The organism is Pantoea sp. GD03673, assembly GCF_029844725.1.
GTDB lineage: Bacteria > Pseudomonadota > Gammaproteobacteria > Enterobacterales > Enterobacteriaceae > Pantoea.
Window position 1 is genome coordinate 459,108 of the sequence record NZ_JAOCKJ010000003.1, and the last position, 12,066, is coordinate 471,173.

Annotated in this window: 9 protein-coding genes and 1 pseudogene; 6 read left to right on the plus strand and 4 right to left on the minus strand. The window is 51.2% G+C overall.

Features of this window, described 5'->3' with window-relative positions:
- Positions 1-72: 72 nt before the first annotated feature.
- Positions 73-1,275, plus strand: coding sequence for an MFS transporter (locus N5J69_RS08040; protein ID WP_279769389.1), 1,203 nt, complete (start codon positions 73-75; stop codon positions 1,273-1,275).
- Here the strand turns inward: N5J69_RS08040 and N5J69_RS08045 are convergent.
- Positions 1,231-1,545 carry a hypothetical protein gene (locus N5J69_RS08045; RefSeq protein WP_279769390.1) on the minus strand — a complete coding sequence of 105 codons (315 nt, stop codon included), beginning with the start codon at positions 1,543-1,545 and terminating at the stop codon, positions 1,231-1,233. The genes N5J69_RS08040 and N5J69_RS08045 overlap by 45 nt on opposite strands.
- Positions 1,546-1,950: 405 nt before the next feature.
- On the opposite strand from N5J69_RS08045, the gene N5J69_RS08050 reads away from it, so the two are divergent.
- The gene (locus N5J69_RS08050) at positions 1,951-2,955 is read left to right on the plus strand and encodes a serine hydrolase domain-containing protein (protein WP_279769392.1); all 1,005 of its coding nucleotides are present in this window, start codon (positions 1,951-1,953) and stop codon (positions 2,953-2,955) included.
- A gap of 119 nt (positions 2,956-3,074) precedes the next feature.
- Here the strand turns inward: N5J69_RS08050 and N5J69_RS08055 are convergent, their stop codons facing one another.
- Positions 3,075-3,800 carry a type 1 glutamine amidotransferase gene (locus tag N5J69_RS08055; RefSeq protein ID WP_279769394.1) on the minus strand — a complete coding sequence of 242 codons (726 nt, stop codon included), beginning with the start codon at positions 3,798-3,800 and terminating at the stop codon, positions 3,075-3,077.
- Positions 3,801-3,916: 116 nt separating this feature from the next.
- Between N5J69_RS08055 and N5J69_RS08060 the strand changes: the two genes are divergently transcribed.
- The 3 genes and pseudogenes from N5J69_RS08060 (at position 3,917) to N5J69_RS08070 (ending at position 6,257) form a co-directional block, all read left to right on the plus strand.
- Entirely contained in the window at positions 3,917-4,690 is a 774-nt protein-coding gene (locus N5J69_RS08060; RefSeq protein WP_279769396.1) for a helix-turn-helix transcriptional regulator, read from the plus strand.
- 75 nt (positions 4,691-4,765) lie between these two features.
- A pseudogene (locus tag N5J69_RS08065) lies at positions 4,766-5,363 on the plus strand (integrase).
- 153 nt (positions 5,364-5,516) lie between these two features.
- A complete protein-coding gene (locus tag N5J69_RS08070) occupies positions 5,517-6,257 on the plus strand; it encodes an SDR family oxidoreductase (RefSeq protein ID WP_279769398.1) in 741 nt (246 codons plus the stop codon).
- Positions 6,258-6,531: 274 nt separating this feature from the next.
- Here the strand turns inward: N5J69_RS08070 and N5J69_RS08075 are convergent, their stop codons facing one another.
- The gene (locus tag N5J69_RS08075; RefSeq protein WP_279769401.1) at positions 6,532-7,776 is read right to left on the minus strand and encodes a DUF2254 domain-containing protein; all 1,245 of its coding nucleotides are present in this window, start codon (positions 7,774-7,776) and stop codon (positions 6,532-6,534) included.
- A gap of 703 nt (positions 7,777-8,479) precedes the next feature.
- Here N5J69_RS08075 and N5J69_RS08080 point away from each other — a divergent pair.
- Positions 8,480-9,958, plus strand: a complete 1,479-nt coding sequence (locus tag N5J69_RS08080; protein ID WP_279769403.1) for a SulP family inorganic anion transporter — start codon at positions 8,480-8,482, stop codon at positions 9,956-9,958.
- Positions 9,959-10,287: 329 nt separating this feature from the next.
- On the opposite strand, the gene N5J69_RS08085 is transcribed toward N5J69_RS08080, so the two are convergent.
- Positions 10,288-11,832 (minus strand): methyl-accepting chemotaxis protein, encoded by a 1,545-nt coding sequence (locus tag N5J69_RS08085; RefSeq protein ID WP_279769404.1) that lies wholly within the window; start codon positions 11,830-11,832, stop codon positions 10,288-10,290.
- Positions 11,833-12,066 lie beyond the last annotated feature (234 nt).

Consider the following 12,066-nt stretch of genomic DNA (forward strand, 5'->3'; position numbering starts at 1 on the left):
TCTTTGTAACACATAATTTTCCTGTTAACCGAAGCGCAACTGCCTTTAACACTTACCTTCCAGGGAAATAACATGTCTCAGCGTTCACTCTATGCGCTCTGTTTAATGAGCTTTTTTCTGGCCGATGTCCGCGACGGTCTGGGGCCCTTTCTGGGGATCTTCCTGACGGAACGGCACTGGCGTCCCGATGAAATCGGGCTGGTGATGACCTGTGGTGGCATCGCCGGATTACTTGCTACGCTGCCTGCCGGGATAGCCGCCGATGCTACCCGCCATAAAAAAATGATTGTGCTGCTGGGGTGTCTGGTGATCACCGTTGCCACGCTGCTGCTGTGGTACAGCAATCAGACCTGGACCGCGATGGTCTCGCAAATTGTGGCAGGAATTGCTGCGGCCTTTATTGGCCCGACCCTGGCGGGGATCACCCTGGGGCTGACCGGTCAGCGCGGTTTTAACCATCAGATGGGACGCAATGAAGCCTTTAATCATGGCGGTAACACCATTGCAGCACTGCTGGCGGGTTTTTCAGCCTGGTACTGGGGGATGGGGGCGGTCTTTATTCTTATGACCGTCATGGCGATTTTCGCTGCCTTCGCCACACTGGCGATTCGCGGTGATGAGATCGATAACGAGGTGGCGCGAGGCTATGAAAAAAATGAAGAGCGTCAGCCAGCGCTGAACTTATCGATGCTGATGCGTAAGCCAGCACTGATGATTGCTGGCCTGACGCTGCTGTTGTTTCATCTTGCCAATGCCGCGCTGCTGCCAATGCTGAGTATGCGCGTCGCCTCGGCAGGCGGGCAGGCCGCAGTCAGTCCGGGTCTCTATGCTGCGGCAACGGTTTTGATCTCCCAGCTGGTGATGATCCCGGTCGCGCTGTGGGTCTCTAAACGGGTGGAAACGCACGGCTATCGCCTGTTTATCATGGTCGCCCTGATGATTCTGCCCCTGCGCGCGGTGATTGCGGCAGGCTTTGCCGAGCCACTGTTTGTCATTCCGGTTCAGGTTCTGGATGGCATTGCGGCTGGGATTTTGGGAGTGGCGGTGCCAGGCTATATTGTTTCCCTGATGCGGGGCACTGGCCATGTTAATGCCGGGCAGAGCGTTATTATGCTGATGCAGGGTGCAGGCGCAGCGCTGAGTCCGGCCATGACTGGCGCGATCGCTGCGCGTTATTCTTACAGCACGGCGTTTGCGGTTCTCGGGGCGATAGCCTTAGCCGCGCTTATTTTATGGTGGCGCACCGGTAGCTCGCCAGCCACCCGCCTTGCCTGATGGGTTAAAAAAGGCTGGCTTTTGGGCATAATGCCTGTCAGTGAAGTTTTTGAGCGCGCCGCAGCAGATAACGCTGCGGCGTTTTTTTTGGTCTGCGGGTAATGTCTTTTCCATCGCTGGATCAGTCGTTTCTGACAGAAGCAAAACGTGACATTCATTCAGACGGGAACCCCTGTTTAAGGCATTCATTATTCTCCTCAGAGAACGATCGGTTAAACCGGAACAGACGATGCCGGGCTGCCAGAAAACGAATGCGTGTTTACCAGCCATACTGAATCAATCCCTTCCGGAGCCATTGCCAGCACCATCGGTTGCGTTTTTAATCTGCTTAAACAGAGTGCGCACGGACTGGTAGTGTAAAGCAACGCTTCTGTCAGGCGTTATCTGGAGGAAGGCCGGTTCCCCCATCTGAGCGCTTTCGTGGAACAGGACGCAGAGAAAATAGAACAGGCGCTTAAAAGATGGCTCTTAAAACCAAAGGGTAGAAGGGACCGCTTTGTTACGGAAGGGGACATTAAGGGAATACAGCGAACGCCATCCATCGTAAATTTTTATTTATTTTAAAAATCACTTATTAAAGATTAGTCTGAATGTAAACATTACAATAATATGTGGCTGTCTGTTATAATTCTCTCAGTCTATCCCTTACTAATAAAGCGTCTTTAACTTCGCACTATGGAAAAATCATTAATAAATAAACCCGGCGTCATCGCCCTGATGCAATACGATGATGGAAAGTCTCTTGAATTCAGCTCTGGCGTTGAGAGCATTCAAGCCAACTCGCCAATAGACAGAAATAGCATATTTGATATTGCCTCTTTATCAAAGCAATTTACTGCATTTTGCATCCTTCTTCTTGAAAAGAAAGGGGAGTTAAAATTAAACAGCCTGCTTTCTCATTACATCCCTGAAGCAGATGTATTCAAGGATGATATAACGATTGAGAACCTGATTTACCATACTTCCGGACTTCCCTGCCTGTTCGACATCGCTGAAGAAAAAGGAATAGATTATTTTTCTCAGTTCAGCAGAGATGAAATAATCTCAGGGGTTTTTGAACAAAGGCACCTCCACTTCACTCCAGGGTCAAAGCATGAATACAGCAACACCGGATATATTCTTCTTGCCCGAATAGTTGAAAATATCACCGGGAAAAGCTTTGCTGATTTTGTGAAGCAGGAGGTATTCCGTCCTATAGGCATGAGTCATTCCTTTGTTTTTGAGGGGAACAGTGAAAAGCGGGCAGTGAGTGGTTATCAGAAAAAAGAAAATAACGTATTTGCACCTGTTTTCAGTCCATGGGATGTGGTCGGCGCTGGGCTTGTGTACTCATCTGCCAGTGACTTAATGAAGTGGGGGCTAAACTTTTGCTCTGGCTTAGTGGGGGGAAAGGAATTAATAAAAAGAATGCTTACTCCTCTTCCAGCACTTACTGAAGCAGGTGTTATGATAGAAGAATATAGCCCTTACTGTTTTGGCATTGAGCGGGATGAAGATGCTTCAGGTGAAATTTATTGCCACCTTGGTTCAACTTTTGGCAGAGAAAGTTATTTTATACGTTCGCAACAAAAAGGGTTTACGCTTACAGTATTATCCAACATCGAAGAGTACGATGTATCGGCGACTGCGCTTAAATTATTTAATGGTATGATTGCGATGAATAGCCAGAGTAAGAATTAAATTTTTTGGATGCAGATATTAACCGTGGATTAAGACTGAAGGTCCGCTTTATGCCAGAAGCGGACGTTCGAGTCTTAACGTTTTTCAAAAAACGGAGGCAAACATCACAGGGTATAAGATTACGCCTGAGCTGCTTTATAACGTGTTTCCAGCTTATCCAGGAAGCCAAACAGCACCTGGTTCATTTCACTGTAATCGTGCGCTCTGAGCTCTTCAGGAGTGTTAACGAAGCGGTAATCTGCAGCACGGCTCAGGTCTTTCTGAGAATGAGCGATCAGCATTTCAACAACATCCAACGTCATTTCCATATGGCACTGAAAACCAAAGACGCGGTCTGAATATAATACGATCTGGCGTGGACAGCCCTCGCTGAAAGCGACAATTTTTGCCTCCAATGTCAGACCAGGCATATCGTTGTGCCAGTGACCGACTTCAAGCGATTTCTCAAAGTGAGAAAATAACGCATCCTTGCTACCGTCTTCAGTTAGGGTGATCGGGAATTTACCAATCTCTTTTTCAGGGCTGTGAGCGAACGGCGCGCCCAGAGTTTCACCGATCAACTGGGAGCCGAGGCAGATTCCGATTACGGCCTTACCGGTTTTAATGGCAGCACTAATCAGCGCCTGTTCACCTTTAGAATCAAAGTGCGGGCACTCTTCAGGTGTAGTGTTCGGGTCTTGCGGACCGCCCATAACGATAAGAAAATCGATACCCTCGGCGTCCATTGGCAGCGCATCGCCTTCGTATACACGCGAGTGAGTCACATCATGACCTTGATTTCTGGCCCATGTTTCATAAGCTCCTGGTGCTTCAAAACTCTCATGTACGATAAAGTGTACCCGCATTAGGATAGGCTCCTCTTACCTGTGATAATCTGAACGATAAACGACCTCCCCATACATTAAGTTCGTAAATGGAAGGTTTCGTGGTCAGTATCATAGTTGCAGAGGCTTAATTTGAAATGCCAGGTAGTATAGACAAAGCGCCAAGACATGAAGAATCCACTGGCTGGTCGGGCACAGCTATTCACTATCGGCGTGGAGAAGCAGATCCTCCTCATCATCATCTTGAAGGGCAACTGCTCTATGCAACCAGAGGAGTTATGCTGGTCGAAACCGAGAATAACCGCTGGGTTATCCCCCCCCAGCGTGCATTATGGCTACCGCCTCTGCAGATACATAGTTACAATCTGTTGTCTCACACAGATCTCAGGGCCGTCTATTTCAGTGGCAGCCTTATCGCAGAATGCACTAATTTCACCAAGAGTGACCAGGTGCATGTCATTACTGCTACGCCGTTAGTGAAAGAACTGATCACGGGTCTGTTCAGTGAGAACTACAACAGACCGAGCCAGCGGAAAATGGCACTGTTGCTTCTGGAAATACTGAGTGAAGCTCCTACTTTAGCTGCGGAACTTCCAATGCCAGCTGATGAACGATTATTCGCTGCGGCCAGAGAACTGGTGGTAGATCATCGCTGGGACGTATCAATGAGTGATTTGGCTTTTACCGCGTCCATGTCTGAACGTACCTTTTCGCGATTGTTTATTAAGGATACGGGTTTTAGTTTCAGAGTCTGGAAGCAGAGAGCAAGGATTTATTCTTCGCTAGATTTACTCGCGAATGGCATCCCAATCAAACAGGTGGCTTACAAGCTCGGGTTTTCATGTCCGGCTGCCTTTACCGCTGCTTTTCGCGCCATTCTGAATTCAACACCACGCGATTTCTTGCCTTAATTTATGAATATATGTTCGCTTATCGCTTATATGGGACAACCGTAATCACATCTCCTGACCCAATGGAGACTGAATATGACTGCTTCCCCTTGGAACAAAAGCCACATTATTAGTCTGAAGCGACCTTTTCAGAACTCTCATATCTGGGGAATCCGTATCCGCCTTTAACTGGAAGGAAAAGTCGGCGATTTAGCTCTGTTTAACATGGCTCTGACAGTAAACTTTGGGGCTAAGATCTGGTTAAGCTAAAAGTTTCTGATGTGGCCTATGGACACTTTGTCTCAGGCAGAGCGACAGTACTGCAGCAAAAAACGGACAGCCCTGTTTAGTTTGAGCTGATTAGGGGAACCAGAGAAGCTGTAGCCGCATGGGTCAAATGGCTCGGCTAAGTAGTGTTGACTATCTTTTTCAGTCCCGCATTGTTTCTTCACAACACATTTCAGCCAGACAATATAATCGTATTTTCCATGAAGTGAGTGAGAGGCTGGGACTCTATGAAACGCTCTACAATACGAACTCCACGCATAGAACCAATCCATATCTGATTAATAAAAAAACGAAGAATCTACGGGCGATTTAATTACTTTGTGCCACAAATAGTGAAAGCACCGTACGTTGCCCTGGTATTGAAGTCGATGATGCCCTCGAGATATCAGAGTCGATTGAAGTCTGACTTGTGAGGGCTGCAACAGCAGTCCTGTGCCACAAGCGGACGTCCAGGCATCAACCCAGCCGTTCCTATGATTACGTAATGAAACAGATGACGAATAGTGTTTTGTTTACGTAAGGTAAATGCTGATTCCGCAGCTAAATAAAGGAAGTAAGCATGGGAAGATTTCAGGGTAAACGTATACTGATCACGGGCGGCTCCAGTGGCATCGGGCTGGCAGGCGCTCAGCGTATCGTTACTGAAGGTGGCCACGTAGCTATTACGGGGCTTAATGAAGAAAGGCTGGAACGTGCACGCAGCTCGCTTCCTGCGTCATCACTTATTTTAAAAAGTGATGCTGCAAGCGAAGCTGACATAAACGGACTGGGGGAAGCTATCAGAGGCTGGGGTTCACTTGATGGATTATGGCTTAATGCCGGCTTTGCAGAGGTAGGCTCTCCAGAATCTGTAACGGCAGACTCTTTCAATCATATGATGAATGCTAATGTGCGTGGTCCGATGCTACAGCTGGCTGCTCTCTCCAAATCACTTAATTCAGGTGCGTCCATTCTGGTGACATCATCCTCATCTGTATATGAAGGAGCGGCGATGACAAGCCTGTATGCAGCAACGAAAGGCGCCGTTATCGCTATGGTAAAAAGCTGGGCATCTGCGTTTGCTGAACGCGGCATCCGTGCCAACACTTTGGTACCAGGTCCGATTGAAACTAACTTCAGGCACTTTATGCCAGAAGAGTCTCGTCAGCAGTTTGAAGATTTTGTGGTAAGCCAGGTTCCTTTGGGTCGTGCAGGAACAGCAGAAGAGGCCGCTGCAGTTGCACTTTTCCTCCTGTCCGATGACGCATCCTATGTTACCGGCAGTCAGTATGCTGTAGATGGCGGCCTGGCACATTACTGACCGCTTGCCAGAGTCACGAAATTTGGAATTAATCCAGTAACGTCCGCTCCTCGCTCAGAGCGGACATGGCTGTGCAGGCCGTTCCGGCAGAAGAGCAGCCGGGCAACTAAACTCGGCCACACATACTCATTCACCACATCAAATAGTGAAATGCCAGTCACTTAAATTTTTGAGAACGCCGCAGCGGATAACGCTGCGGCGTCTTTTTCAGAGCCTGCGAATAATGCCTCTGCCATCATGTGGGTAACACGACGTTATGCGCCATCGCCATTATTCAATCAGCCATTCCGGCAATGAGCACTTTAACGGCCTGCTTGTCCGCTTCACAGCTCATCGCGTGATTTGCGCGTGTCAGCGCAAGCAACGCATGACGCTGCGCATCTGCGGCGTACCGATGGGGTGAAATCACTGCCAGCGAATGAAGTGCTTTCTGCAGGCGCAACTGAACTTCGACCAGTGCGGCACCATCGCGCGCAATCCCTGTAAAGATATCGTCAAACATGTCGCAGATTTGCGCGGGCTGCATAAAGAGTCGCGGATAGTGCGCGGTGACAGAGTCCGTATGCGGGGGCAGGGTGAACAACCTGACCGCCCGGCCGATAATATCGATGGCAGTGCCCGGATCGTTAACCGCCGGAGACAAAGCACGTGAGGCGATTTCGGACAGCACACACAGCCCAAAACGGGGATCCTGCTCAAAGGAACGCTGTTCACCCAGCGTGAAGGCATTACATAGCCGCTGAATGTCATCCTCTTCAAGTGACTGATCGCACCAGAGCAGCGGAGCACCATTATGGACAAAACTGCCCGGCTGAGCAGTAAGATAAAGATGGCAGTCGTTTTCCTGAGCGAAGTCGGAAAGATGTTGCAGGTCAACATGTTGCAGATAGCCCGTCTGCGGATGGAAGATACGCTGCGGGGCGATACCCTCTGGCAGAACGCCGTTCCAGGCAGAGCAGCCCATGCAGGGTTCCCGAAGGCGATCGTGAAGCGCGAGTGTTGTGGCTTCCTCAACGCGATGCGATGTGTCTGACATGCAGCCAAACTGCGCCAGATGCTGTATCCAGCGCAGCAGAGTCACAATAATCGTGGCAATGACGACCAGGGTAACAAAAAACAGAACAACCCGCCCCTGGGTGCCATACGCGCCCATGCCCAGCGCAATAATACCCACCAGACTGTAGAGAAAAGAGCCAATAAAGGTCGCCAGCACATTCTGCGTTGTGCCATCTTCAAGTAACAGCACAGTAGCACGAGGCGTCACGCTGCTGCTGGCAGAGTTATAAGCCGACACCACGATATTCAGCGAAAAGGTGGTTACGGCCAGCATGCTTGACGCGAGTATGGTCAGGATTTTATCGACTGCGTCACTGCCCACAATCCCTGATACCGAAACCGGTATAAAGGGGCCAAGTGCAATAGCGACTAAGGCTGTGATAATAGCCAGCACCGCGAATAATGAACTGCGAAACCAGAGTTGTCGGGTCAGCCGGAGAATAAGCCATCGCGTTTTAGACATCATGTCACCTTTTTAATACGTCTGTTGTTGCGGCTCCGCATCATGCGTTCGCCTGCTACGCAAAGCAGTGCGACAGCAGTGGGTCCGTGCTGAGCTGAAAGTGCTAAAAAAGAAGAATCAGAGACACAGATAACGCTACTGCGTCTTCATCAAATCGATCTAAGCCTTTGTTTCACAGCCACCCGCCTGTGCAGAAGTCCGGTGGCTTCGCTTATGGCTTCAGCCTGACTGAATGTAATCTGACTGCACGGTAAGAATAGCCACGGAATGACGTATTGGCATCAGCTTGCCCTGATGAAAAGCGGACGGATCAGGCACAATGATTGCGCCTCTTACACCGGCGGTGATGTCTGTGTTCATTGACGGGTTAAGCACTGACCTGCTTCAACTGTGATTGACCTCTCACTGCTATCGTTTATAGTGATGGCGCTGTTCTGGTCGACATTTCTCCCGGAACAGCTATCACGGCCTGCGGTTATCACATCGTTACGCGCGGGTTTACTTTCGTCCTGAAGGCATTCTGATGCCGTAAAGGAGACCCCAAAAATATGCGCCTTACGCCACCCTGAGTCGTAACCTTCCTCTGTCGCACTGAGTCATGTCAGTCGCGCATCCCTGAACATCCCTTTTGCGGATGTACGTTTTCGTACCTGAAATTTTTCGCCCTCCCGGGCTGACTGTATTCAAAATCTGAGAAACTATTATGCTGCTGTCCCTGACGCGTAAGGACTGGCTGGGTAACGTCCGTGGTGACGTCCTTGCCGGTATTGTTGTCGCGCTCGCGCTTATTCCGGAAGCGATTGCCTTTTCCATCATTGCTGGCGTAGATCCCCAGGTCGGACTCTATTCAGCCTTCTGTATCCCCCTCGTCATGGCCTTCTTTGGGGGCCGCCCGGCGATGATTTCCTCCTCAACCGGTGCGATGGCGCTGCTGATGGTCACGCTGGTGAAAGACCACGGGCTTCAGTATCTGCTTGCGGCCTCCATGCTGACCGGCGTGCTCCAGTTGATTGCCGGATACCTGAAACTCGGCAGCCTGATGCGCTACGTTTCGCGGTCGGTGGTGACCGGCTTTGTGAACGCACTGGCAATACTGATATTCATGGCGCAGTTACCGGAGCTGACTCATGTCACCTGGCACGCCTATGCGCTCACGGCTGCCGGGCTCGGGATTATTTATCTTTTTCCGTACCTGAATAAAACCCTTCCTTCCCCCCTGATCTGCATCATCGTGCTGACCGTCATTGCCATGTGGCTGCACCTGGACGTGCGCACGGTGGGAGAGATGGGGAAACTACCCGACAGCCTGCCGGTGTTTCTCATTCCTGATATACCGCTTAACCTCCAGACCTTGCTCATCATACTGCCTTACTCGGCGGGACTTGCCGTGGTGGGGCTACTGGAATCTATGATGACCGCCACTATCGTGGATGACATGACCGACACAACGAGCGACAGGAACCGCGAGTGTAAGGCACAGGGCATTGCCAATATCTGCACTTCGTTTATTGGCGGGATGGCGGGCTGCGCCATGATTGGCCAGTCGGTAATCAATGTTAAATCAGGCGGACGGGGACGGCTTTCCACGCTCACAGCGGGTGTGGTGCTGCTGTTCATGGTGGTTTTTTTACGTGAGTGGGTGTCGCAGATACCGATGCCGGCACTGGTGGCGGTGATGATTATGGTTTCTATCGGCACCTTTTCATGGCGATCGGTTGCGAACCTGCGCACCCATCCGCTTTCAGACAGTGTCGTGATGCTGGCGACCGTGGCCGTGGTGGTGCTAACCAATAACCTGGCTTTTGGTGTGCTGACTGGCGTGCTGATCGCATCACTGAACTTTGCCACGATGGTAGCCCGCTTTATGGCGGTTTCCTCTGTGCTGAAGGGCAGTACACGCACCTACAGCGTGACCGGACAACTTTTCTTTGCCTCGGCTGACCGGTTTACCCGCCATTTTGATTATCGCGAGGTGCTGGAGCGCGTGGTTATCGACGTGACCCATGCCCATTTCTGGGACATCACGTCGGTCAGCGCCCTGGACCGCATCGTAATTAAGTTCCGTCGCGAGGGCATTGAAGTGGAGGTCAGGGGAATGAACGACGCGACCCGCACTCTCGTTGACCGATTCGGCGTGCATGACAAACCCGAAGAGGTGAAAAAGCTGATGGGCGGCCATTAATTATTCATCATGATTGATATGGCGCTGGCCTGAAGAGACGGCCCGCCGTCAGCTATCGCACTACAGCGGCAGCCGTCAGACGCGTCATCAAAAAGCGCAATGCCGTGGGTGTAAGCACGGCATTGCGCGGGCTGAACTGTGAACCTGCGCATCCGAAAAGAGGTATGAACTTAATCTTCGGAGCGCCCCCGGCAGGACCGGCATCCGCCACGAAGAACGCGTACAGGCTACACAGCGACAGCCTGCCTGCGTTCAGGTTTCCTCATAATCCATGACAGCACAGTTTATGACGCAACGGCTCAGTTCAGGGCTGTCAGATTCGTTGCGGTTCAGACTTTGAAAGTCTCCACGACGACCCGCAGCGCATGGGCCTGCTCTGAGAGTGACTGTGAAGCGGAAGACGACTCCTCAACCAGCGCGGCGTTGTTTTGTGTTACGCCATCCATCTGACTGACAGCGATGCTGACCTGGGAGATTCCCTGCATCTGCTCGGAAGAGGCCAGGGAGAGGGTGTCCATGGCTTCAGCAAGCTCACTCACCATACCCACGATTTTGAGGATATTATGACCCGTTCCCGACGCAACTTCTACGCCACTCTCGACCTGTGACACGGCCTGTTCAATCAGGGTTTTAATGTCGCGTGCAGCCGTTGCGCTACGCTGGGCAAGCGTTCTGACCTCACCCGCGACAACGGCAAAGCCACGACCGTCTTCACCCGCGCGCGCAGCTTCGACCGCAGCGTTAAGCGCCAGAATATTGGTCTGAAAAGCAATGCTTTCAATGACGGAGGTGATGTCCCGCACTTTTGTGGCGCTCACTGAAATCTCGTGCATGGTTTCAGACATGCGCTGAACGTCAGTCTCGCCGACACGGGCAAGCTGCGCGGTTTCACGTGCAGACCCGGCTGTCTGCCGGGCACCGGCAGCGTTACTTTTCACCGTGGCAGTCAGCTGTTCCATACTCGCGGCTGTTTCCTGCAGGGCTGCGGCCTGTTGCTCAGTCCGGGAGGAGAGTTCGGTGTTGCCCTGCGAAATTTCATCAGCAGCCAGCGCCACTGAGGCTGACGCGTCTTTAATCTGTGAGACCAGCCCGCGAAGATTGGCCTGCATGCTATCAAGCGAGGCGAGCAGGCTGGTGGTATCGTTGCGGCGTAATGTCACCTTCGTGGTCAGATCTCCGGCTGCGATTGTTGCGGCCAGTTCCTGTGCCTTGACCGGTTCTCCGCCCAGCTGGCGCATCAGACTTCTGCTGACGACGTAGCATCCGGTCCCTGCCGTCAGCACGGAAAGCAGAACCAGAACGATCAGCGTATTTCTGGCCCGTGAAACAGTAGCAGCCGTATCATTGACCGTTTCTAAGGTTTGCTGCTTCTGGATGTCTGTCAGCTGGGTGAGAACATTGAGCAGCTTGCGTTGTGCTGGCCGGACCGTTTGCAACAGGTAAGTGGTGGTTTCCTGCTGGCGGTTTTCCAGTCCGAGTTTGCCCGCAGTCATGAGTGCATTCAGGGCTGCATTCTCTGACGCCTGCACCTCCTGAAGGATATCTTTTCCACGTGCAGTAACGCTGTGAGTCATGCTTTCTACCAGTAACGCGCTTTCCTGCCGGTATTTTTTCTGTTGAGCGATGAGTCTTTCCCATTCAGGCTGCATTTCTGCCGGGTCGCTTAGCAGGGCGAGGTTACGTGCCGCTATTGCCATATCGCGGATGTCACCCCGCATATCAAGAGCAAGAGAAAATCGCTTCATTTTGTTGTTAACGGCATCGTTCATGCCGTTCTGGGCCTGCGTCAGTGCGTGTAATGCCACGCCCGCGCAAATGACCAGGAGAATAACAAGCAGTCCAAATCCAGTGGCAAGACGTGTTGAAACCTTCATATTATTTTCCTGCGGATAATGTAATTATTTATGTCTATCGGCAGGATGAGGACTGGCTTCATGGTTGTGTCAGATTATATTTAACACAACTGAGTTTGAGCCACGTAATTACAAGCAGTAGGACTTTATACATTTTGCGGGCGTTGACGGGCGATGCTGACAAATATGACCCTATCGCGGGGGATGACCTGTCCCGGAGTAACGTGCAGAATAATCAACATTTCACAGCAGGTA

Bases quoted from the DNA above. Each gene is read 5' to 3' on its own strand.
- N5J69_RS08070 (WP_279769398.1), top strand. From the start codon at position 5,517: ATGGGAAGATTTCAGGGTAAACGTATACTGATCACGGGCGGCTCCAGT.
- N5J69_RS08080 (WP_279769403.1), top strand. From the start codon at position 8,480: ATGCTGCTGTCCCTGACGCGTAAGGACTGGCTGGGTAACGTCCGTGGT.
- N5J69_RS08045 (WP_279769390.1), bottom strand. From the start codon at position 1,545: ATGGCTGGTAAACACGCATTCGTTTTCTGGCAGCCCGGCATCGTCTGT.
- N5J69_RS08060 (WP_279769396.1), top strand. From the start codon at position 3,917: ATGCCAGGTAGTATAGACAAAGCGCCAAGACATGAAGAATCCACTGGC.
- N5J69_RS08075 (WP_279769401.1), bottom strand. From the start codon at position 7,776: ATGTCTAAAACGCGATGGCTTATTCTCCGGCTGACCCGACAACTCTGG.
- N5J69_RS08055 (WP_279769394.1), bottom strand. From the start codon at position 3,800: ATGCGGGTACACTTTATCGTACATGAGAGTTTTGAAGCACCAGGAGCT.
- N5J69_RS08050 (WP_279769392.1), top strand. From the start codon at position 1,951: ATGGAAAAATCATTAATAAATAAACCCGGCGTCATCGCCCTGATGCAA.
- N5J69_RS08085 (WP_279769404.1), bottom strand. From the start codon at position 11,832: ATGAAGGTTTCAACACGTCTTGCCACTGGATTTGGACTGCTTGTTATT.
- N5J69_RS08040 (WP_279769389.1), top strand. From the start codon at position 73: ATGTCTCAGCGTTCACTCTATGCGCTCTGTTTAATGAGCTTTTTTCTG.